General features: G+C 41.1%; 19 protein-coding genes. 8 read left to right on the top strand and 11 right to left on the bottom strand.

Annotated elements, in window-relative coordinates; genetic code table 11:
* From EHS11_RS16090 to EHS11_RS16080, 3 genes are read right to left on the bottom strand one after another with little or no spacing between them, the layout of a single operon-like run.
* Positions 1-375 (bottom strand): c-type cytochrome, encoded by a 375-nt coding sequence (locus EHS11_RS16090; protein ID WP_135765375.1) that lies wholly within the window; start codon positions 373-375, stop codon positions 1-3.
* Positions 372-716: a methylamine utilization protein gene (locus tag EHS11_RS16085; protein WP_135765374.1), complete on the bottom strand. Its 345-nt coding sequence runs from the start codon at positions 714-716 to the stop codon at positions 372-374. Before EHS11_RS16085 ends, EHS11_RS16090 begins: the two co-directional genes overlap by 4 nt.
* Before the next feature lie 53 nt (positions 717-769).
* Positions 770-1,774: a cytochrome-c peroxidase gene (locus tag EHS11_RS16080; RefSeq protein ID WP_135765516.1), complete on the bottom strand. Its 1,005-nt coding sequence runs from the start codon at positions 1,772-1,774 to the stop codon at positions 770-772.
* Between the two features lie 212 nt (positions 1,775-1,986).
* On the opposite strand from EHS11_RS16080, the gene EHS11_RS16075 reads away from it, so the two are divergent.
* Positions 1,987-2,346: a VOC family protein gene (locus tag EHS11_RS16075; protein WP_135765373.1), complete on the top strand. Its 360-nt coding sequence runs from the start codon at positions 1,987-1,989 to the stop codon at positions 2,344-2,346.
* 19 nt (positions 2,347-2,365) lie between these two features.
* Here EHS11_RS16075 and EHS11_RS16070 read toward each other — a convergent pair whose 3' ends face one another.
* Positions 2,366-3,139, bottom strand: a complete 774-nt coding sequence (locus EHS11_RS16070; RefSeq protein WP_135765372.1) for a glycerophosphodiester phosphodiesterase — start codon at positions 3,137-3,139, stop codon at positions 2,366-2,368.
* A 13-nt stretch (positions 3,140-3,152) separates the two neighbouring features.
* Entirely contained in the window at positions 3,153-3,863 is a 711-nt protein-coding gene (locus EHS11_RS16065; protein WP_135765371.1) for a queuosine precursor transporter, read from the bottom strand.
* A gap of 164 nt (positions 3,864-4,027) precedes the next feature.
* On the opposite strand from EHS11_RS16065, the gene EHS11_RS16060 reads away from it, so the two are divergent.
* Together EHS11_RS16060 and EHS11_RS16055 are read left to right on the top strand one after the other, a co-directional pair.
* On the top strand, positions 4,028-5,617 hold the full coding sequence (locus tag EHS11_RS16060) for a glycosyl hydrolase family 18 protein (protein ID WP_135765370.1): 1,590 nt from the start codon (positions 4,028-4,030) through the stop codon (positions 5,615-5,617).
* 4 nt (positions 5,618-5,621) lie between these two features.
* The gene (locus tag EHS11_RS16055; protein ID WP_135765369.1) at positions 5,622-6,635 is read left to right on the top strand and encodes an L-threonylcarbamoyladenylate synthase; all 1,014 of its coding nucleotides are present in this window, start codon (positions 5,622-5,624) and stop codon (positions 6,633-6,635) included.
* A 3-nt stretch (positions 6,636-6,638) separates the two neighbouring features.
* Here EHS11_RS16055 and EHS11_RS16050 read toward each other — a convergent pair whose 3' ends face one another.
* Entirely contained in the window at positions 6,639-8,198 is a 1,560-nt protein-coding gene (locus EHS11_RS16050) for a S49 family peptidase (protein WP_246047958.1), read from the bottom strand.
* Positions 8,199-8,374: 176 nt separating this feature from the next.
* On the opposite strand from EHS11_RS16050, the gene uvrA reads away from it, so the two are divergent.
* Together uvrA and EHS11_RS16040 are read left to right on the top strand one after the other, a co-directional pair.
* Positions 8,375-11,311: an excinuclease ABC subunit UvrA gene (gene uvrA / locus EHS11_RS16045; RefSeq protein WP_135765367.1), complete on the top strand. Its 2,937-nt coding sequence runs from the start codon at positions 8,375-8,377 to the stop codon at positions 11,309-11,311.
* Positions 11,308-12,279, top strand: a complete 972-nt coding sequence (locus tag EHS11_RS16040) for an acyl-CoA/acyl-ACP dehydrogenase (protein ID WP_135765366.1) — start codon at positions 11,308-11,310, stop codon at positions 12,277-12,279. Before uvrA ends, EHS11_RS16040 begins: the two co-directional genes overlap by 4 nt.
* Here EHS11_RS16040 and EHS11_RS16035 read toward each other — a convergent pair.
* From EHS11_RS16035 to EHS11_RS16025, 3 genes are read right to left on the bottom strand one after another with little or no spacing between them, the layout of a single operon-like run.
* On the bottom strand, positions 12,276-13,238 hold the full coding sequence (locus EHS11_RS16035; protein WP_135765365.1) for a cation diffusion facilitator family transporter: 963 nt from the start codon (positions 13,236-13,238) through the stop codon (positions 12,276-12,278). The two genes, EHS11_RS16040 and EHS11_RS16035, sit on opposite strands and share 4 nt — an antisense overlap.
* Positions 13,235-14,278 (bottom strand): OmpA/MotB family protein, encoded by a 1,044-nt coding sequence (locus EHS11_RS16030; RefSeq protein ID WP_135765364.1) that lies wholly within the window; start codon positions 14,276-14,278, stop codon positions 13,235-13,237. Before EHS11_RS16030 ends, EHS11_RS16035 begins: the two co-directional genes overlap by 4 nt.
* Position 14,279: 1 nt before the next feature.
* Positions 14,280-14,972, bottom strand: a complete 693-nt coding sequence (locus tag EHS11_RS16025; protein ID WP_135765363.1) for a hypothetical protein — start codon at positions 14,970-14,972, stop codon at positions 14,280-14,282.
* 62 nt (positions 14,973-15,034) lie between these two features.
* On the opposite strand from EHS11_RS16025, the gene mgtE reads away from it, so the two are divergent.
* Together mgtE and EHS11_RS16015 are read left to right on the top strand one after the other, a co-directional pair.
* A complete protein-coding gene (gene mgtE, locus EHS11_RS16020) occupies positions 15,035-16,438 on the top strand; it encodes a magnesium transporter (RefSeq protein WP_135765362.1) in 1,404 nt (467 codons plus the stop codon).
* 58 nt (positions 16,439-16,496) lie between these two features.
* Positions 16,497-17,129 (top strand): LA_2219 family laminin/E-cadherin/plasminogen-binding protein, encoded by a 633-nt coding sequence (locus EHS11_RS16015; protein WP_135765361.1) that lies wholly within the window; start codon positions 16,497-16,499, stop codon positions 17,127-17,129.
* Between the two features lie 17 nt (positions 17,130-17,146).
* Here EHS11_RS16015 and EHS11_RS16010 read toward each other — a convergent pair whose 3' ends face one another.
* Both EHS11_RS16010 and EHS11_RS16005 read right to left on the bottom strand, forming a co-directional pair.
* The gene (locus tag EHS11_RS16010) at positions 17,147-18,124 is read right to left on the bottom strand and encodes an LEA/WHy family protein (RefSeq protein WP_135765360.1); all 978 of its coding nucleotides are present in this window, start codon (positions 18,122-18,124) and stop codon (positions 17,147-17,149) included.
* Positions 18,125-18,155: 31 nt separating this feature from the next.
* Positions 18,156-18,926, bottom strand: a complete 771-nt coding sequence (locus EHS11_RS16005; RefSeq protein ID WP_135765359.1) for an exodeoxyribonuclease III — start codon at positions 18,924-18,926, stop codon at positions 18,156-18,158.
* 50 nt (positions 18,927-18,976) lie between these two features.
* Here EHS11_RS16005 and EHS11_RS16000 point away from each other — a divergent pair, with 50 nt between their 5' ends.
* Positions 18,977-21,796: an adenylate/guanylate cyclase domain-containing protein gene (locus EHS11_RS16000; RefSeq protein WP_135765358.1), complete on the top strand. Its 2,820-nt coding sequence runs from the start codon at positions 18,977-18,979 to the stop codon at positions 21,794-21,796.
* Positions 21,797-21,800 lie beyond the last annotated feature (4 nt).

Raw genomic sequence — 21,800 nt, 5'->3', positions numbered from 1 at the left:
TTACTGTTTTTTCAAAGTATTTATATAAAGAACGAGACTTTTTAAATCCGACTGGGAAAATTCAAGCCCCCAAGGAGGCATAAACGAAGATCTTCCTACTGCTTGCCCTCCCTTCGTAATGATTTGGTATTTTTGTTCATCAGTCAACCGACTGATTTGTAAATTGGCAGGTCTTACATTTTTACCATTTGCCAATTTGCCGTTTCCCAATCCTTCCGATCCATGGCAAAGCACGCAATATTTTTCAAAGATCTCTCTTCCTTTTTTTAGCTCGGCGTCTTCCGCCAAACTGCAATTCTGTAGTATTGACGAAGCCGATAATAAAAAGAAAACAAATAAAAATCGAAATCTTTTTTCTTTTTGTGTTTCTATCATTTAACGACGATTTCCATCTTCATCTCCGGATGGATTGCACATTGAACCGTAATGATTCCGGCTTTATCGAAGATGACTTTTTTTGTTTCTCCTTTTTTATAAGAGCCTAAGTCGAAAATTTTTGCAGGAGACAGAGAATAAACATTGTGAAAAAAATCATCTTCGTTTGGGAAACTGACCGTATCTCCTACTTTAATGTCCAAGGTTTTTACACTGAAAGATTTGTTTTTTTGTGCTACTGAAAATTCATTCGCAGCATAGAGCGCTGAACATACTAAGATACCGGTGAGGACAGTGATGATTGTTTTTTTACGTATTGGATTTGTTGAGATTGATTTCATATTTTGATTCCTTTCCTTTTATCATTTTACCTTAATAAGAGCAGCCTCAGAATTCATTGGGGCAACCTAGGTACCAAAACGGTAATAGGATCGCCGGTAAGAGTTTTCATAAAGGCTACCAAATCCTTTTTTTCCTCTTCGGATAATCCAAGCGGGGAAATATTCGGGCTTAAGTTTTCCTTATTGTCTCCGCCCCGATCGTAATGTTCCACGATTTCTTCCAAATTGTTGTACATCCCATTATGCATATACGGTCCGGAAAGTGTAATATCCCGGAGCGTAGGAGTCTTAAATGCACCTTTTAATACTTTAATCGGCAGATGTTCGAATCTTCCCACATCAATCACTCCTTCTTCTTCTTTCAAACCTATATTATGAAATCCGTTATCACTGAAGTTGAACCCCTGATGACATAGTATGCATTTTGCCTTACTATTGAACAAATCAAAACCTCTTTTTGCGGAGTCACTCACTGCAGTTGCATCACCTGACCTCCATTTGTCGAAAGGAGAGTTTTTGGACACAATCGTTCTTTCAAAACTCGCAATCGCGTTTGCAATATTATCAAAAGTCAAACCTTCCTTTGGAAATGTTTTATGAAACAGATCAACATAGGCAGGAATCTTTTTCAGTTCCTGGACAAGCTCTTCGGGATTTTGATTCATTTCCCCCGGTGACTGAATCGGTCCTTTGGCTTGTTCCTCCAGAGAAGGAGCACGTCCATCCCAAAATTGCAGAGCACCGAAGCTTGCATTGATGATCGTTGGAGAGTTACGACCTAATTTCAGCATTCCATGACCAAGTCCCTTCGATAAACCATCGGACCAACCTAAGCTTGGGTTGTGGCAAGTGGCGCAACTGATCCAATTGGAGCCTGAAAGTCTCGGATCGAAGAACAACATTTTTCCTAAGGCAATCTTGTCCGGGGTGGTTGGATTTGTCGCCGGATCAACTACTTCACTCGGTGTGATCAAATTATCTTGGGTTGGCTTGAACCCTTTGCATTCAATGAGAAAGAAACTCAAAATGATAACGGATAGAAACTGAATCTTGTCAATAATTTGCACTATAACCCCCGAAAGAACCAGTCACTACTATCATATTTTTATAAGGATTCAACTAAAAAATCGGAATACCTGACAAGAATTAACAATATATTGACTAGTTACAAATATCCGACGAAAGGATTCGTATAAATTTATTGCCAGGTACCGATTTTTGTTTCATTTTCTTTTAATGAGTTTTTTAGTATGTAAGCATTAAGGTTTTTATGATTCGTTTTTATTCCGTAAATTTATTTGGAGGAGAGGACACTAGAATCGCATCTTCTTTTTACAAACGTTTGTTTGGTTGGAAGTCTGTTGTCGAATCGGAAGGGCATTCCGAATTATTCACTGGAGAAGGAATGAGGATCGTATTTTCCAGGATAAAACCGGGATGCAACGTGGACCCGGGCACGATCACTTTGGAAGTGGATGGCGATTCGGAACAATTTTTGTCCGAATTTCGGAAAGAGGAATATGAAACGGAAAAATCTACTCCCTTCAATACGGAACAACGTTATGTGGCCTATCTCGATCCGTGGGGAAACCGGATTTGGATTTACCGGAAATCAAATCCGAAAAATTGATAAATTGGAAAAAGTATTTTTAATCCTTTTTGGATTCTAAAAACAGTTTCAAAAGATCCGGGCGATCGGTTATGATCCCGGACACTCCCGCATCGATCAGACGAATCCAATCATTTTCTTCATTTACAGTATAAGGAATTACCATCAGGTTTTCGCTGTTTAGTCGATTTACCCATTCTTTGTTAACGGAGCTATGGTGAGGCAAAATCAAATCAGGTTCGGAATGGTCCCAAAGAGATTGGTCCCATTCTTTGTCCAGAAGCTGTCCCCGTAGCAAACTAGGGTCTTTTAATTTTACTTTTTCCAAAAGACGGGCATCAAACGAAGAAACAAAGATCCTGTTTCTGATATTTAGATTCCGAATCAGAGTAGTAAGCACCTCAGCTAGACGGATTCTTGCCATTTCGATCCCTTCGGATTTCACTTCAATATCAAACACAGTATCCTTCGGCATTTTTTCGATTAATTCTTGTAATGTGGGGATATGTTCTTCTGAAAACTCTTTGGAAAAAAAGGAACCCGCATCGTATTTTCGAATCTCGGATAGATTCAAATCGGAGACCTTTCCCTTTCCGTTGGTTGTGCGATCAATGGTTTCGTCATGTATGACCACGAGTTCCCCGGAACCGCATAACATAGTATCCAGCTCGAAGTATTTTGTATAAGGATAAGATCTTCCAAAGGAAACGAGTGTATTTTCAGGGAAAAGTCCTCGGGCGCCTCTGTGCCCCATATTGACGATTCCTTGGCCGAAAAGCAGGCTCAGTTCTTTTTTTCTGGGTTTGTGCTTCATTGTTTAGGACTGTTTAAGCCGGCTGGATCGTATTTTCCTTTCCGGTTTCTTCCATAGCGGCCTGTGTTAGTTCTTTTTTCAGATTTTCTCCCAGATAGCGGTCAATGTACATATGAACCAGGTAAAGAAGAGGGGTGATCAGAATGGCAACACCTAACTTATATAAAAAGTTTGTATTGGAAATGGAAACGAGTTTAGAAACTGCATGGTATTTTCCAAGAGCGATAAAGATTACCACATAAGAGTCGATTAGTTGTGATAAAATTGTGGAACCTGTTGCACGAAGCCAGATATGTTTTCCTTTGGTTTTTTTTCGTAAAAAATGAAATACCTGTATGTCAATAAATTGACCGATTAAGTAAGCCACAACCGAACCTATGATGACTAGTCCCGAATTGGCAAAGACATTATTGAATGCGGAATCACTAATGGGTGAATCAGGGTTTGCGGGGATTTGCATGTCTACAACGATCAGGACATAAGCCAAACCGATCATGATCATCCCTATGATGGTAGTTGTTCTCACTACTTTTCTTCCGAAGTATTCATTTAATAAATCGGTAATGATAAATGTAACCGGAAAAGGAATCACACCCATAGTCATAGTGAATCCGAATGCGGTAAATAATTTACTTCCTGTTAATTCCGCCATGAGGAGGAAGGTAAGGAAAAGACTTAGTAACAACACATACAGTACAACCGGTTTATTGCTTAAATAGGGCATAGATCATTTCCTGAAATTCCAGTGATAAGTAAATTTACGCTAGGAGGGGCGAACTCCTTACAAATTATGGATACAATCAACGATTGAACTACCAATCAGATTTTATACTCTACTCTTTTTTTTAAACACACGATACATTAAGTAAGAATAAATCCATGTCCGAAATGCAACCAGAACCAACGTCCGAACCAAAACGAAAATCTACCTCTTTTTCCCCGAAAGCTAAATATACATTCTTATTTGCATCTTGGGTATTTTTATCCGCATTCTCCTTTTATTTAGGAATGAACTTGATGGCAAAGGAAGGAGGGATTTCCCTTTCTTTAAAAAACCAATCTCCTTTTGGAAAGTCCGAAGAAGTCGTTCAAAACTCTGTTGAAGCCTCGGTTGAAAAAACCGAATCTTCCGAATCCGATCCTACGGAAATAAAAGAAGAAAAACCTACTTCCGTTTTAGAAGAGATTGCGAAGGAAGAGATTCCTCCTGACTTTTCCGCAGATGAAAACGTATCCTTCCGTGCTTCCGCCTGGTCGACCGACTGGAGTGCTATGCGAAAAACGGTTCATCTATATAATGAAATCCATCCTTTTATCTATACGATGCGCGGAGGGCTTTCCAATAACGGAGAATTGATTTCTTCCTGGTCGCAAACTGCTAGAAAAGAACGGGTTCTGGAACTGCGCGCACTTAACCCGAAAGTAAAAATCATTCCTACCATTTTCCGTTGGGAAAATCCGAAAGAAAAGATCCAGGAAAATATCGGAATGGGCGGGAGAACGGACATCCGTGACAAACACATTCAGGTCATTGTGAATGAAATCGTAACTTACGGTTACGACGGAATCGATATTGATTATGAAGGAATGAGTTGTGATAAAAAGGAAAAGTTTGAGGATTTTTTCGTACTGCTTGCCCGCGAAGTTCATAAAAAAGGAAAACTTCTTTCCGTTGCGGTTCACCCGAAAACTCCTTCCGACAAGAAAAAAGACCTCAATTGCCGGGGACTTTCCAAACCGATTCAATTGGATTTCCGCGAAAATTGGAGAGGACCGACTACTCATGATTATGCGTTTCTTGCCAAACATGCCGATCGAGTTAAAATCATGGCCTATGAACTTCACCCGAGAAAATACCATAACCCGGGTCCGGGACCGCAAGCTCCGAATGTCTGGTTGAAAGATATCATTACTTACGCTAAAAAAAGAGTTCCCACGTCCAAACTTTATATGGCGATTCCTACTTACGGATACGATTGGGCATTGAATTGCAAGTCTTCCGCAAAAGCGATTTATCATTCGGATGCGCAAAGAATCCGAAGCGGTGTTCACAAAAAACACCAACCGACGGATATCAATCAGATTCTAACCGCCGAAAACAAAATGGGTTCTTGGCGCAACTTATCGAAGTTTGCCGACATTCATAAAAACCGCGCCTACGAAGATCCTTCCCTTTGGTATACGAGCGGCGGGTGCGATCGTGTCGCTTTTTACATGAACAGAAAGGCCTTTGAAGAAAAGATGACTTTGCTCCGCAAATATGACTTGGGAGGATTTTCTTTCTGGCAATTGGTTACGGACAATGATCCTGAAATCAATGAATACTTGAGTTTACTCGTTCAAGGCAAACTTCCTGCCGTGGAAAAAGTATCCGACAAAGAATTGGATGATTCCTCGAAGAAAGTCGTTTCGGAAGAAAAACAAGTTAAACTAACAAAGATTAAAGAAAAAACGATTAAAAAAACAGCCGTGAATTAAATCTATGAAACCCACTGCCTTTCTTTCCGATGATCCGATTCTTTTAGGAAAAATCATCGAAAGAGGGGGAGTGGTGGTTTTCCCCACCGAAACCGTTTATGGAATCGGTGCTTCCAGCCTAAATTTTGATGCCTGCCGTCGTATCTACCAAATCAAAAACAGACCAAGCGACAATCCTCTGATTGCCCATTTTGCAAATATAGAACAGATCCGCAAATATTGCGTCGTTTCCCAAGAATCGCTTCTTCTTTTGGAAACATTTTCTCCGGGCCCTCTGACTCTTGTTTTGGAAAAGAAAAACGATTCCATCTTTCCTCCTGATCGCAAAACAATTGCTGTGCGAATTCCTTCTCATCCTGCGGCAATGAAACTGATCGAAGCTTCGGGTGTTCCTATCTCCGCACCTTCAGCGAATTTATCGGGAAAACCTTCTTTTACCCGAAAGAAGGATGTAATCGAATGTTTCCAAAATCTTGTAGATGGAATCTTACTTGCGGACGATCCGGAGATAGGAATCGAATCGACAGTGGTCGATATGACAAAATCAAATCCGATTTTACTTCGCCCCGGCAAAACTTCTGAAATCGATTTGCGAAGTATTATTCCTCATTTGGTATTGCCTTCTTTGCAAATTCCAAATGAAAACCGAAACGATTTGACGGAATTGGTTCCGGAAAGCCCAGGAATGAAATACAGGCATTATTCTCCCGAGGCAAAAGTAGTTTTGTTGGATGAGGAAGAATTTTTGAATTTGGTTTACCGAAACCAACCGGGAAACACAATTACTTTGGAATCGGTTTTTTCCCGGAAAAAAATCGGATTTATCGGATTCGGTTTTTCTCCGATTCATAAATGGGATAGAATACTTGCAACAAACGAAGATTATATGAAAGAACTCTATTCATTCTTTGTGGATGCTGATAAATTGAATTTGGATATCTGCTATTGTGAAATTCCCAAAGACGGCCCGGACAAATATGCGCTTATGAACCGTCTCGAAAAGGCGAAGAACAAATAATCTTTAACGGTTGTTCCAGTGAATCCGAACGGAAGACAAATACAGATCCCGATTCATCCATCCGTTTTCTAGAAAAGTTTCCATACCGGTCATTTCTCCGATCATTTGTTTCAGATGCAATCCTCCGAAGGAAGGAAGTTCCGATCTGAAATTGTATTCGGGAAGTTCGTAAGATACTGCAAATCTTGTTTTTGGAAACTTATCCTCGATGGATTCCAATACATCCAGAATACCACCTAACTTATCTACGATTTTGTTTTCCACGTTCGGCAGATAAACTCTTCCACCGCCGAGGGTTTTCATCTTTTCCGGCTCTATCTTTCTGCCTTCGATCACTCTTGCATAAAACTGGGATTCGATTCTTTTTATTTCTTCCTGTAGATAACGAACCGATTCTTTTCCGAGAGGAGTGTATTCGGAAAGAATCTCCCTATACGGATAAAAGCCTACGGATTCCTTTTTCACTTTGGCTCTATTGTACAATTTTTTCAAGTTGGCACGGACCATCACGGCACCGATCGAACCTGTAATGCACACTTCGGAAGCGGTGATTGATTCTGCGGCACTTGCAATATAATAACCGCCTGAAGCCGCAACATCTTTGAAGTAAGCAAATACAGGTTTTGATTCTTTCAGGTTGAGTATTTCCTGGTGGATGAGTTCGGAATGAAATGCGGAACCGCCCGGGGAACTGATTTCCAGAACAACGGAAGATACGGACTTGTCTTCCTTTAACTCACGTAAAAGGGAAATAGTGGAATAAGCGGAAATTTTTCCTATCTCTCTTTCTTTCCTGGAATAATCTCCCCCCACAATCCCTCCTTCCAAAGGTACGACTGCAATGAGTTTTGCTTTCTTAGGGAGAAGGGAAAAATTTTGCAATTTATAAAAACGATAACCTATGTTTTCATTTAATCTGCGTTCGTCGTCAGGAAGAAACTCCCGTTCGGTCAGAATGGAATCTATAAATCCGATTGATCTGAGTCCTTCCGCCGTTTGGATTGGTTTATAAAACTGCTCCTTTTTTAATTTGCCATCCAGGCTAAGGCTCGTTAGTAGAATACTTTGGAGGTTTAAAATGAGATCTTCTATGTTTTTACGGGCCTCTTTGGAAAAACCGTTTCGGGTGAATGCTTCCGCAAAGGATTTGAAAGGGCCGCTTGCGAACGCCTCCACTTCAATCCCCCAGGCTTTTAAAAAATCACCGTAAAATGCTGTTTCTGCGGAAGGCAATTGGATATGAAATTCCGAGTCTCTCCCCGCATATCTTACGGAGCAGGCGGACAAAAGGAGTAATGTCCCCAGTCCCCCTTCTTTCGTATAACCTTGGATAGAGATTCCCCCGAATTTCAAACGATTCAGCTCTTCCTTTACTTCCCAAAACTCGGAAAGACTCCAGTCCATAGGAGGAAGATAGATCTTTAGGGTTTTCAGATAAGGGACTTTGCCGAGAAAACGTAGTCCCGTTAAAAAATCCAAACGGGTGATGCTCGTTTGTTTGCCCTGAAACTTGCGGATGAAAAATGATTTGTTTGCAGTTTCGAAAAAACTGGGAAATTCCAAAGAGAGGGTCGTTTTTTTCCTTTGTAAAAAAAGGCTTAGACGTAGGTAAAAGTAGTATAAGGCTCGAATCGGGGAAAAAAGGATAAGAAAAAAATATCGCAACAATCTGGGTTTCCTCTTGGGTTCCATCTCTTAAAATTCTTTCCAGAATGAAAGAGGAAAACAATCTGTAAGATGTGGATTCTTTCATTCGTATTCGCGGCGCTCGGGAACATAATCTTAAAAACGTAAATCTGGACATTCCTCGTGACAAATTAATCGTTGTCACCGGACTTTCCGGTTCAGGTAAATCTTCATTGGCTTTTGACACCATCTACGCGGAAGGGCAAAGGCGTTATGTGGAATCTTTATCCAGTTATGCGAGGCAATTCCTCGGCCAAATGGAAAAACCGGAAGTAGATCTGATCGAGGGTCTTTCTCCGGCCATTTCCATTGAACAGAAAACAACTCATAGAAACCCCCGTTCTACAGTGGGAACTGTAACGGAAATCTATGATTATCTTCGTTTGCTTTACGCCCGCGTAGGAAAACCACATTGCCCCAAATGCGGGACTTTGATTTCTTCCCTTTCTATCGATCAAATTACGGATCGGATCAATTTGTTTCCGGAAGGAACCAAATTACAAATTTTAGCTCCTGTCATCCAAGGCAAAAAAGGGGAACACCGGGAAGTTTTGGAAAAATTCAAAAAAGAAGGATTCAATCGGGTTCGTGTGAACGGGGAAATTTATTCTTTGGAGGATGAAATTCCTTTGAAGAAAAATTTCAAAGCGGACATCGACGTAGTTGTCGACCGAATCGTGATGAAACCGGGGATCCAATCCAGGCTAACTGATTCCGTAGAGACAGCCTTACGAACATCAGATGGGATTCTCGTTATCGAAGATGGAGAAAAGGATCATTTGTATTCCCAAAAATTATCCTGTCCGAAATGTAATGACGTATCTATCCCGGAGCTCACTCCCCGTCTTTTTTCTTTCAATTCTCCTTTTGGAGCTTGCCAGGAATGCGACGGACTTGGCGCCATACTCGAGTTTGACGAACAACTTTTGGTGACGGATGAAAACGCTTCTCTTGCGGAAGGTTGTATCGAAGCTTGGGGGGGATCAAAATCCAATTCCTATTGGTATATGGCGACAGTTACTGCCATTTCTAAAAAACTGAAATTCAGTTTGAATACAGCTTGGAAAGACATTCCTAAAAAAATCAAAGACGTTATCTTTTACGGAGACGAATCCATCCAGATTGATTATGATTTTCGCGGAGCGAATTCCCATTATGAGTTTTCCAGAAATTTCGAGGGAATCATTCCCAATCTGAAAAGAAGGTATAGGGAAACAAAATCCGATTCAATGAGGCAATGGTTCGAATCCTTTATGACAAACCACGATTGCCATGTTTGTAAGGGAAAAAGACTTCGTCCGGAAGCGTTAGGTGTAAAAGTCCAAGGGATAGGAATCGACGAGTATACGAATTTTTCCATTGGGAAGGCGCTTACATTTACCAAAGAAAGCAAATGGGCCGGTGCCGACGAAATCATAAGCAAACCCATCTTGAAAGAGATATTGCAAAGGCTTAGCTTTCTTTATGATGTGGGGGTCGGGTATTTGAATTTAAGCCGCTCTGCGGGAACTCTATCCGGCGGAGAAGCGCAAAGGATCAGGCTTGCGACTCAAATCGGTTCCCGCCTAATGGGCGTTTTGTATATCTTGGACGAACCTTCCATCGGGCTTCACCAAAGAGACAATACGAAACTTGTCAATACTCTAAAGGGTCTTCGTAACCTGGGGAACACCGTCCTTGTTGTGGAACATGATAAAGAAACAATGGAAGAGGCGGATTTCATTGTGGATATGGGCCCTGGTGCCGGTGTTCACGGAGGGGAGATCGTATCTTTCGGAACTCCGGAACAGATCAAAAAAGACCCTCATTCCATGACAGGAAAGTATCTGACTGGCGAAAAGCGAATTCCCATGCCCAAGGAAAGGCGTATTGGAAACGGCAAGTTTCTAAAGATTTTGGGAGCGACGCATAACAACCTGAAGAACATAGATGTTTCGATTCCTCTGGGAACGATCACTGTCATCACGGGAGTTTCCGGTTCGGGAAAGTCCACTCTCATAAACGAGATATTGTACAAGGAGTTGGCATCTTCAATCAACGGATCCAAGCTTGTTCCGGGAAAACATAAAAAAATCCAGGGGAAAGAACATCTGGACAAGGTCATTAACATTGATCAGTCGGCAATCGGAAGGACTCCCCGTTCCAACCCGGCAACTTATACCGGTTTGTTTAATCATGTGCGGGAACTTTTCAGCGGTCTCGAAGAAGCGAAAGTTAGGGGGTATGGTCCCGGAAGATTCAGTTTCAATGTGGCGGGAGGAAGGTGTGAAAAATGCGAAGGAGACGGAATCCTAAAGATTGAGATGCATTTTTTACCGGATATCTATGTGGAATGCGAAGTATGCAAAGGCAAAAGATACAACCGAGAAACTTTGGAAGTTAAGTACAAGGGAAAAAACATCTCCGATATTCTGGATATGACTGTGGAAGAAGGAGTCGTGTTTTTCGAAAACATCCCTTCTATCAAAAGAAAACTGGAAACACTTGTGGATGTCGGTCTAGGTTATATCAAACACGGACAAGCTGCGACCACTTTCTCGGGAGGAGAAGCGCAAAGGATCAAACTCTCCACGGAACTCTCAAAACGGCCTACCGGAAAAACTTTATATATACTGGATGAACCGACCACGGGACTTCATTTTAGTGATATTGAAAAATTGCTTCAGGTATTGCAGACCCTTGTGGATAAGGGAAATTCCATGATCATCATCGAACATAACTTAGATGTGATCAAAGCGGCTGATCATCTCATTGACATAGGTCCGGAAGGAGGAGACGGAGGCGGACAGGTGATTGCGGAAGGTCGCCCGGAAGAGGTGGCGCTTGTTGGAGAATCCTTTACCGGTCAATATTTGAAAAAAGTATTGGCGGAAGAAAAGAATTTTGATAAAAAATTTCCCAAGCTGGCAGTTGCTGCATTGAAAGCGGATGTTGTTCACAGTTCCGATAAAAAAGTTGGCTCTCCTAAGAAGGTTAAGAAAAGTAAGTGAGCCTCGTTCCCGAATCCACCAAGCAAAAATTAAACGGAATGAAAGATCGGGAGATACTTCATTCTTTTTATAAAGATAGAAAAAATTTGCTCTTGGAGTCCGGAATCTATCAGGTATTGGAAAATTCCGATACTCCCGGCTTTTATTTGAAGTTTCAAAATTTTCTTCAGGAATTGGTTCTTCTGAAAGATGGAATCGATTTGGCGCTTTCCGCAATGGTAGAAATCAATGTGGCGGGAGGGGTTTTATTGCATTCCGGGACGGATAGAGGCAAAGAACTGCTCGGAAAAATCCGCTCCTCCGATTATATCGTTGCGACCGGGGTTTCAGAACCGAAGTGGGAAGGCCAATTGAAAAATTTAAAATCGGATCTTTCCGATTCTTACCATCTAACAGGAACTAAATCTTTTATCACCAACGGGGTTTCTGCCGACTGTTTATTGTGGGTGTTGCCCGAGAAAGAGAGTTTTTCTGTTTATTCCGTGGATATCACAAAACATAAGGAAACCACCCAAACCGAAGAGATCAAAACCGCATTTGCAAGTCTTGTAAATCATCTGAAAATCAGTCTGGAAAATTATCCTCTTACAAAGGAAGATTTGATCATTTCCGATTACAAATCAATCGGCCTGGAACTCCGTTTGAAAGAATTATTCGGACTGGTTTCTTTACTGCTTGGATTTGTTCTGAAAATGTTTCCGAAAGGTTTGCCTGAAACCGTTCGGTCAGAATGGAACAAGCTCCATTCTTGGAGGGATGAAAATGCAAAAGATCTTATTTTATCGAATTATTTTTCGAATCTGGAAGCGCTATTTCCTTTTCCCATTCAAACTCTACTGGAATGTCTTTCCTTACATTACGGACTAGAGACCCCCGCCGAGCTACCTACGATTCATCCCGACTTTGCTTTATTTATTTGGGAAGATTCCGTAACACGTTTTTTAGCCAAAAAAAAGAAATCCAACTAATGGTGGTGGCCGTGATGGCTATGCCCGATATGATGTTCTTTTTCCTGAACTGCGACCGAATCCAATTTTGATTTTATCTTTTCCGAAATAAGTTCCACGTGTACAAATTGTACGCCAAAATGGGATTTGGAAAGTGTGTGGGTTTGGACTGTAATGGAATCTCTGTCTGCATCTTCTTTCACGAGGAGCTGCAATTCCAAAGAGTAAATACCCGAAGTCAGTTTTCTAATCTGAACTTTTGTTACTTCTTTCACACCTTGGAATGCCAATAGATGTTCGATCAGATGTTCCTTTTCAAACTCCGAAGGCTCCGCTTCCAAAAGGATTTCAAGACTTTCCCTTACAACGGATACGGATGTTTTCAGAATAAAAACAGCAATCAAAAGACTCAAAACACTGTCGATCGCAGTATACTCTGTTAAATGGATGATGATGGCTCCGATCACGACTGCAACCGTTCCCAATAGATCGCTTAACACGTGCAAATATGCGGATTTCAGGTTCAGACTTTCTTTGCTGACTCGAAAAAGCAGTCCTGCCGAAATAAAATTGATAACCAGTCCTATGACGGAATAAAGAAGCATGGACTCCACATGTATCGGAGTCGAGTTGATGATCCTTCCGTAGCTTTCATAGAGTATGAAAACGGCAATCCCTACAAGCAGTAGTCCGTTGGCAAGTGCCGCCAATACTTCGAAACGATGGAATCCGAAAGGGAATTTTTTACTCGGTTTTTTACCCGAAATGAAAATCGCGGAAAATGAAATAACATGAGCGAATACGTCCGTTGCGATATGGCCCGCGTCCGCAAATAAGGCAAGGCTCCCGCTTTCTTTCGAGCCGAACCATTCTATAAAAAATATAGAGAGGGAGAGGAAACCGGAGATTCCTAAAAATGTAAGTAGTTTTCTTCTTTTTCTACCTTTCGAATGTGTTAATTCAAATCCTTCGCTTTTCATTCTTGTGGATTTTGGTTTCCGAGGGCTCTAGGGACAACCACAATATCCACGCGGCGATTGAGCGCTTTGTTTTCCTTTGTGGAATTGGGAACGATGGGTTGATACTCGCTAAATCCCGCTGCTGAAAAGTTTTTCGGGTTTAGATTTTTGTTGGTAAGAATCTGATCAAGAACCGCTAATGCTCGTTCCGTGGAAAGATGCCAATTGTTTCGAAACTTGGTTTTGATGGGAACATTATCCGTATGCCCTTCGATATTGATATAATTTTCAGGGTAGGAAGCCAGGATTTCCTTGATTTTGTCTATGGCGGGAAGGATGGCAGGTTTTAAATCCGCGGATCCGCTATCGAAAGAGATCTTATCATCAATATTGATTACCAATTTATTATGAAACCGTTTCAATCGGATCTGGCCGGATAGAATTTCCTTGGAAAGTTTTTCTTCCAATTCTTTTGCCTGATCCGACAAACGATCCAATTCTCTTTTTTGATTTTTAGTCAATTGTTTCAGATTGTTGATTTCGTTTTCAAGATTGCGGATTCGTTCCTTGAATTCGTCCGATTTTGATTCGTATGAATCGCGTAACGTCTGTTCCTTTTGGAGACAGGATTTTTCCTGTTCTTCCAGTTTTTTCTTAAGAGAGTCTATTTCCTTTTTGTCTTTTTCTTCTCTTCTTCTTGCATCATCGGAAATTTCTTTTTCTTTATCCGTTCCTTTTTTTTCCAAACCACGTATGCGGATATCGTAATCACGCATCTTATCTCCGTAGTCTTCTTTATCTTTGGCGCGGTTTCTTTTTTCCAGTTCCAGATCTTCCGTTAGATTTCTGAGCTTGGACTGGAGATCTTTTTTTTCTTCTTCATGCAACGCCAGGTCGTTTTCGTATTGTTGTCGCAGATCCTGTAGTTCTAATTCCAGTGCATATTTTTGTTTGTAGAGCTGGTTGTATTCGACTGGAAAATAAATCCAGTCGGCAAATAGACTTGCCGGGAGTAAGAATAAAGCCAGCAAACATTTTGTTTGAAGCGGTTTATTGTACATTTTACTTCGCATCTTCCAATGTATCTTCTATATTTACTTTAGGTAGTTTTTGAGCTTCGTTTTTAACCCTTTCCCATTCCGCGGTTTTTCTTCTGGTTTCCGCTTTTCTTTCTCCATACTGAGATTCGAAAGTTTGTTTTTTGATAAAGTCTTCGTCTTTCGGAGTCTTTCCCTGGGATTCCTGAAATTTAACCGCTATCTCTGCACGAACCAGTTCCAGTTCCGCGATTGATTCGGACAACATGGATTCTTTCATGGCAAGATATGCTGTATCTTCTTTTTCCTTTTGGATCCAAACGAGAAGTCTCGTCTCTTCTTTGGATTTTTCCAGATCGGAACTTTGAGCTTCGTCTAAATACCGTTTGGCGCTTTGGCTGTCATCTTTCAGTAATGCAAGTTTTTCTTTTTCCCTGAGTAGGGAAGAAGTTGCGGAATGTTTTGAAATTTTGGATTTGGAAATTTTAATGGACTGGGATGTGAGTTCGTTTGTCTTCTTTTGAGAAGTGACTTCGTTTTTAAGACCGACCACTTTTTGTTTTAATATTTTTGTGGCATTCTTCTGCTCTTCACTCATCACTTCTTCCCGAACCAGAGGATCCGGAACGGTCGTAAGCCTCGGTTCGAAAAGAGCGCACCTGGAAAAAACAACTAGGACAAAAATGGCCGCATAGAAAAGTCGAAAGGGGGAAGACATAAGCAAAGACTAGCTTTTAGGTGACATAATAGTCAATTGTAAAATATAGGAAAAACGGCGATATGGAAGAAGAAGCAAGAAAAGAGACCTTATTTCGAACCAAAATTGACCGTGAAGGCGAATCTTATGACGAATTTTTGGATTCCCTTCGGATGGAAATCCAAAACCAAACAAACTCCCATTTGAAAAAAATGTTGGAGGGAGCTCACCCCGCCGACATCGCCACTTTATTCAGAGAGCTTGAGACCGAAGAGTCTCTGTATCTCTTTCGCCTTCTTCCTTCCGAAGAACAATCCTATACGCTGATCAAAATGGAAGACGAAGACTTGCAGAAGTTTTTGGAAGAGCTTTCCATCGAAGAAATTTCCAGAACGATCGAGTTCAACGAAACAGACGAAACCACTTATCTTCTTTCCTACCTAACACCTGAAAAACGGGATCAGGTGTTATCCCGATTGAACAAAACGGACTCCTTTGAAATCAGATCCCAGTTGGGATTTAGGGAATCCAGTGCGGGAAGGCTTATGTCCAAGGACTTCGCTACAGCAAAGTTAGGTGATAATGTCCGAAAGGGAATCATCAATTTAAGAAAAAAAGCGAAAGAAATCGAGGATATCTATCAAATTTACATTACAGACGAAGACGGCGTACTCAAGGGATTTATTCCTCTCAAGACCTTGTTTCTCACACCGATCAATACAAAGATTGTAAAGATTACCAATTATTCCGTTTACTCTTTTCATTACGATACGGACCAGGAAGAGGTAGCCAACTCCTTTAAAAAATACGATCTTGTCAGCGCGGCAGTCGTAGATGATTTGGGCAGAATCATAGGCCGGATCACTCTGGATGATGTACTTGAGATCGTAGAGGAAGAAGCTTCCGAAGATATTTTGAGAATGGCCGGGGTTTCGGAAGACGAAAGACTCGCCACACCGATTTTACAATCCGTAAAAAGGAGAATTATTTGGCTCAATGTGAATTTGTTCACTGCATTTATTTCATCTACAGTGGTTGCATACTTTGAAGATACGATTGCAAGAATCGTAGTACTCGCAACTCTTATGCCGATTGTCGCGGGGCTCGGAGGAAATGCGGGAACTCAGTCCGTAACCGTTGTTACACGAAATATTGCGACAGGGGATTTGACATTTTCCAATTGGTGGGATGCTGTCCATAAGGAAGTCATCATCGGTTGTATCAACGGGCTAGTTTTGGGAACGATTACGGGTACTATGATTTATTTTGTGAAAGGAAATATGGTTTTGGGTTTTGTAGTAGGTTCGGCCATGCTTGTGAATATGTTGGTAGCCTCGCTTATCGGATCTTTAGTGCCCATTTTATTAAAAGCAGTAAGAATTGACCCGGCGATTGCATCCTCCATTTTTGTGACGGCTTCGACGGACGTATGCGGATTTTTCTTCTTTTTAGGGCTTGCCACACTGCTTGCCGAGTATCTTGTATGATATTCTTTTTGTAAAATTCTTGCCACTCACCCGAGGGTTGGGCAAACATTCTAAAGTAATGAATTCCCGGCTTTCGTTTTGCGTACTTCTTCTAGTTTTTTCTTTCTCACTTTTTCTTTGTAAAACTACAACTAATTCGGACAATACGAACTCACTTCCTGTGATCGTTCCGGTCGGGGATATACTTCCTTCTCCCGGCGGAGAAGGAGAGTTGATCCTCAATGAAAGAGGAGAGGAGGTTCCCAATTCAACTGCGGAACTACCTTTTTTCCAAAAAAAATCGGAAATGCCGAATGAGCTTTTCCGGGTGTATCTTGCATCCGATAGCTACCAAGTCCGCCAAATTCGATCGACTGACAAGATCCAAAGAAAACCCGATCCCGGCGGAGACGAACTTGCGAAAGAAGAGCTGAAGAAATTCGATCTGATTAGTTTTGTGGACGACGGTTACGTATCCATCGGCCTCAACACCAATACGGGAAAATTAGAAGCGATCGCATTTGACAGAAGGGTTCCCCGGATCAATGATATAGCCAAGATCATTCAAAACGATGCATCCCGTTGGAATTACGAACATCTCTCCAAAGACGGATTGCCTGCGGTTACTAAATTTTTAGTAACCTATCAAATCCGTTTGTTTGCGAGCAAGTCGAGAGATGAAATTAAACAGATGTTACAGAAAAAGAAATAGGCTATTATTTTAAAAACCTACCAGCTGAACTTTCCGTTTTTTGCATAATTGAATTTCATCGTTTCCCCAAGTCCCGGCACTTGTAGTCCCGAACCACCATTCAAGTCAAACCCGGCTGTTTTGGATTGAATGGTTTTGTAAAGTCCTGAGCTGATTGTGTTCACCGGAAATGCAGTATTTACTTTTACAATAGATTCCTTTCCGTTATTGATGATTTCTTTAGGAGTTCCTTTCAGAAATTTTTCTCCGCCCAATTTCAAATCATAATTCAAATCCTGGAAAAGTAACTCGGATGCCGCTTTGTTTTGAAAATTCAAATCAAACTCAGTGTTGAGTTTTAAATCCAGGTTGGAAAGTCCTGCGCTAGCCGCCGAACTGGCCGCTTGGGTTTTGGATTTTCCCGAAAGAAGACCGTCCAAAAAACTAATGGCCGTACTTGCCACAGTGGATGTGTTAGCTGAGGATGTGATCTCGTCTTTGGTGGGAATTAAAATTTTGAAATTTTTAATATCAACGGAAGGAAGAACGGCAGGAATCTCTCTTTGTTTTTGAAAAGGAAAGCTGATGGAATCCTGTCCTACCATAGCAAGGGAGGAAGGAAGAGGAACTTTTAAATTTCCATCAATGCCGACGGTAAGAAGCGCTTTGCCGGGAATCTTTTGATAGAGTTTTACTATGTCTTCGTATTTGATTTTGATTTCAAAAGAAAGATCTTTTGTTTTTTTCGATTCGATGGCTCCCAGGTCCGTGGAGATATGGGAAAGTTTCGTCCCTTCGATATTCAAATCCATTTCCAAAAGGGATTTGGGAAGACTGAGAGGATATGGGTTTTCCACGGAAGTCACCATATTGAGTGTAATGTCTGTTAGTGTGATTTCCTTGATATTTAAGGATTCGAAACTAAATTCGGGTTTGGGAACCTTATCTTTTAATACCCCCAGAACGGAACAATTGACTAAACTGAAGGTGAAAATACAGACAATGATTTGTTTCATGACTTCAAAACTTCCATTGAAAATCCGGTTGTCAAGTGAATTGAATTTCGAGCACTACGGGAGCGTGATCGGATACCGAAGGTTCTGTTATGATCTTTGCCGATTTGAGTTGAGACTCCAATTTCTCAGAACCCAGAAAATAATCAATCCTCCATCCCTTATTGTTTTTCCTTGCTTGGAAACGATAGGTCCACCAAGAGTAGAGATCCTTTTTGTCAGGGTGCAATTTTCTAAAACAATCGACCATTCCCATGGAAAGATAGTTGGTCATCCACTTGCGTTCTTCCGGTAAAAACCCGCTGTTCTTTTCATTTCCTTTCGGGTTGTGAATGTCGATTTCCGTATGTGCGATGTTTACATCTCCGCAGATCAGAAGAGGTTTTTTCTTTTTTAGTAAATTTTTTGTAAGCTCAACTACCCGATCTAAAAAAACATATTTGATGGCTTGTCTTTCTTCCCCACTTGTACCCGATGGAAAGTAAAGATTCCAAAAATAAAAATCAGAAAATTCCAATAATACGGATCTACCTTCGGAAAGAAAAATCCCATCACCATAGCCAATATCACTCTTTTTCGGCTCAAGCTTAGTAAAGATCGCTACACCACTATAACCGGGTTTATCAGCAACACAGCAATATGCTTTATAACCGAGCTTGGTCCAATGTTCTTTGTCTATTTCTGCAAGAGGTGCTTTTGTTTCCTGGAATGCAAAGATATCGGGTTTCTCTTTTTTAATCAAATCTACCAATCCTTTCGATGTGGCAGAACGAATTCCGTTGCAATTTAAGGTAAGAAATTTCATATAGAAATGGAATCGAAAATAATCATTAAATAGTCGATATTAAAACAGGTATGCTAGAAATTTCTCCCGATATTCCCTTCCTTGCCAACTCAGAAATACGTTTTCTGGTTTGGGACAGAGCCCCGCAAAGTTTAGAAACTTGGAACTGGGCCGACGGAACTTATCTTTTTTTTCAATCAAGAAGTTTGACTATAGGAAAGGAGTACAGGTTTGGCGGTCCTCTTTGGGGAATACCGAGTTATTGCCAATATGTTGAATATCCGTTTTATCTTTCCAGTGATCCTGAAGCTGTGAAGGATTTGAGCAATGTTTGGGCCGGAACTTTGGAAAACAAAACCATCGCGGTTTTGATATCCGCAGATGAGGAAGAGAATGCACGTCTTCAGTTTGCAAAAATTTTACTTTCTTCCAACCAAAATCTGGCTTGGGAATCCGTAGCAAAACAATTCGGACTCATTGGAGAAAACTATCTTCTGTTAGAAGAGTTTTCAAAAGATGTTAAAAAACCTTTTCCCAAAAAAAATCTCCAATCCAGAAATGCTCCTCCTATCTCAATCATTGGTTCTCCTCTTGTGAAAGAAGTAAGACCGGAACCGGAAACTTTTATTGCCAAAACAATTATACTTGAAAAGAAAAAAGAAGAGGTTCTCACTCCGGAACCGATAGCGATTTCTGTTTCCCGTTTGGAAAAAGAGTCTTTGGATGAAGTTCGTGAAGAAATGGGAATGTCTGTGCCGACTAACATTGAAGTTGTGGAAGCGAAGGAAGCGATCCTTCCTTCGGAACCTGAAACAAAACCCATTGAAATAAAAACAGAATCAAAGAACGGCACATCCGTTTTGGAAAAAAAAGAAGAGGTTGTTTCCGTTCCGACACATCAGGAAGAACCTCCTAAGTCCAAATTTTCCATCCAGGTAAAAATGATGGGAGTGATTTCCCTTCTGTTCATCTTGTCCGTATCCTCAATCATTATATTTGCATCTTTCTTTTTCAAAAGATCCACAGAGTTGTCCCTTCGGGCAAATAACTTGGAATTGGCGGAAATCGTCGGATTAAAAGTAAAAGATGACATACTCAGCGTAGTGGTAAAGGGCCGCCAAATCGCAACAACACTTACTTCGCAAGGATTACCGGAAGATCAAAGGAAGTTATTGATTCGTACATTCTTTGAAAGTGATAAAGAATTTATATATTTGGGGATTTTTGAGAAACAAGGAGATTTGCTGGTTCTTAAAAAACATGTGTTCAATGAAGAAGAATTGAAACAATCTTCTCTTACGGAAGAAGATTTCCAGAACGTAGTGCTTCGAAATAAGGATGCATTGGCGGAAGCATTCAACGGCCAACCTATCTTACTGAATTCCAGTCCGGGTTTCCAAGAACCTTCCTTTGCCATCGCAATACCTGCTTCCGAAAACGGTCAGTTGGACAATATCCTGGTGATGATAGTCAAATTGGACAAGATCATCAGTGCCTTTGAGAAGAAAGGAATTCAAACCGTTTTTATGGTAAACGGGAAAGGAATTGTGATCGCCCATCCGAAGGAAGATTTGGTGTTAGCTGCAACGGATTTGTCTTCGATGCCGATTGTCCGCACGATGCTCACGAGTGCTGCGAATAAGGCACAAAGCAGTTATATCGATCCTGAATTGAAATCCCCTTTTCTAGGTTCCTTTCAAAAGATAGGACTTGCGGACGCGGGAGTGATTACAATCGTCTCCGAAGACAAAGCTTTTGAAGACGTATATGATATCCAAAGAAAAAATCTTTATATTATGGGAATCGGTCTTTGTTCTGCGATTCTTGCCGTATTCTTTTTCTCGAAAACCATCACCAAGCCCATCTTGCTGTTGTTATCTGCTACTTTGGAAATTGCAAAAGGAAATTTTCGGGTAGGGATCAAACCGACTACCAAAGATGAGGTGGGAATGCTCACCCAATACTTTGTGGAAATGGGACACGGTCTGGAAGAAAGGGAAAAAGTAAAAAGTATCTTGGGAAGTATGATCGATCCTGTCGTGGTACAGGAAGCGATGGTGGATCTTGCTGCTTTGAAACGAGGATCGGAGGCAAACATTACAGCCTTCTTTTCCGATATCGCAGGCTTCTCTACGATTTCCGAGCAGCTGAAATCCGCAGATCTTGCAGCACTTCTCAATGAATATCTTTCTGCGATGACTTTGATACTAAAACGTCACGACGGAGTTTTGGACAAATACATCGGTGATGCCATTGTAGGAATTTTCAATGCTCCAGTCCTTGTTCCCGATCATGAATTGAAAGCGGCACGTGCCAGTGTGGAAATGATTGCTAAACTCGCTGATTTGAGGGAATATTGGACCAAAAACAATTTGTATTCAAAAGAAGCGCAAGCCATGGATTGCCGTATCGGATTGAATTCCGGTCTTGCAAAAGTGGGATTTATGGGCACGGATGCTCTTGCTTCCTATACAATGATGGGGGACACAGTCAACCTCGCAGCTCGTTTGGAAGCGGCAGGAAAGGACTATGGAGTCAATATATTGATCAGTGATTCCGTAAAACAAGCCACGGAAACGGAGATGTTCTCCCGCTATCTGGATTTGGTCCGGGTAAAAGGAAAAAACGAGCCGGTAAAAATACACGAACTCATCGGTTTTAGATCCGAGGTCAGTCAAAATATTATTGAGGCGGGAGAATTGTACGAATCCGGGTTTACAGCTTACCTAAACCAAGATTGGGACAAGGCGATTTCCTTATTTGAAAATGCTGAGAAAGCGAAAGGTAAAAAAGACAAAGCTTCTCATTTAATTATAGAAAGGTGTTTGGAATACAAACTTTCCTCTCCCGGAAAAGATTGGGATGGGGTGTTTACAAGGACCCACAAATAAGGTG

This window comes from Leptospira ilyithenensis, from assembly GCF_004771005.1.
GTDB classification, from domain to species: domain Bacteria; phylum Spirochaetota; class Leptospiria; order Leptospirales; family Leptospiraceae; genus Leptospira_A; species Leptospira_A ilyithenensis.
The sequence above is the reverse complement of the archived record's forward strand: the minus strand, read 5'-3'. Positions and strand labels throughout refer to the sequence as shown.

Excerpts from the sequence above, each read along its gene's own strand:
- EHS11_RS16090 (WP_135765375.1), bottom strand. The coding sequence starts at position 375 with ATGATAGAAACACAAAAAGAAAAAAGATTTCGATTTTTATTTGTTTTC.
- EHS11_RS16085 (WP_135765374.1), bottom strand. The coding sequence starts at position 716 with ATGAAATCAATCTCAACAAATCCAATACGTAAAAAAACAATCATCACT.
- EHS11_RS16075 (WP_135765373.1), top strand. The coding sequence starts at position 1,987 with ATGATTCGTTTTTATTCCGTAAATTTATTTGGAGGAGAGGACACTAGA.
- EHS11_RS16070 (WP_135765372.1), bottom strand. The coding sequence starts at position 3,139 with ATGAAGCACAAACCCAGAAAAAAAGAACTGAGCCTGCTTTTCGGCCAA.
- EHS11_RS16065 (WP_135765371.1), bottom strand. The coding sequence starts at position 3,863 with ATGCCCTATTTAAGCAATAAACCGGTTGTACTGTATGTGTTGTTACTA.
- EHS11_RS16060 (WP_135765370.1), top strand. The coding sequence starts at position 4,028 with ATGCAACCAGAACCAACGTCCGAACCAAAACGAAAATCTACCTCTTTT.
- EHS11_RS16055 (WP_135765369.1), top strand. The coding sequence starts at position 5,622 with ATGAAACCCACTGCCTTTCTTTCCGATGATCCGATTCTTTTAGGAAAA.
- EHS11_RS16035 (WP_135765365.1), bottom strand. The coding sequence starts at position 13,238 with ATGAAAAGCGAAGGATTTGAATTAACACATTCGAAAGGTAGAAAAAGA.
- EHS11_RS16030 (WP_135765364.1), bottom strand. The coding sequence starts at position 14,278 with ATGTACAATAAACCGCTTCAAACAAAATGTTTGCTGGCTTTATTCTTA.
- EHS11_RS16025 (WP_135765363.1), bottom strand. The coding sequence starts at position 14,972 with ATGTCTTCCCCCTTTCGACTTTTCTATGCGGCCATTTTTGTCCTAGTT.
- mgtE (WP_135765362.1), top strand. The coding sequence starts at position 15,035 with ATGGAAGAAGAAGCAAGAAAAGAGACCTTATTTCGAACCAAAATTGAC.
- EHS11_RS16015 (WP_135765361.1), top strand. The coding sequence starts at position 16,497 with ATGAATTCCCGGCTTTCGTTTTGCGTACTTCTTCTAGTTTTTTCTTTC.
- EHS11_RS16010 (WP_135765360.1), bottom strand. The coding sequence starts at position 18,124 with ATGAAACAAATCATTGTCTGTATTTTCACCTTCAGTTTAGTCAATTGT.
- EHS11_RS16005 (WP_135765359.1), bottom strand. The coding sequence starts at position 18,926 with ATGAAATTTCTTACCTTAAATTGCAACGGAATTCGTTCTGCCACATCG.
- EHS11_RS16000 (WP_135765358.1), top strand. The coding sequence starts at position 18,977 with ATGCTAGAAATTTCTCCCGATATTCCCTTCCTTGCCAACTCAGAAATA.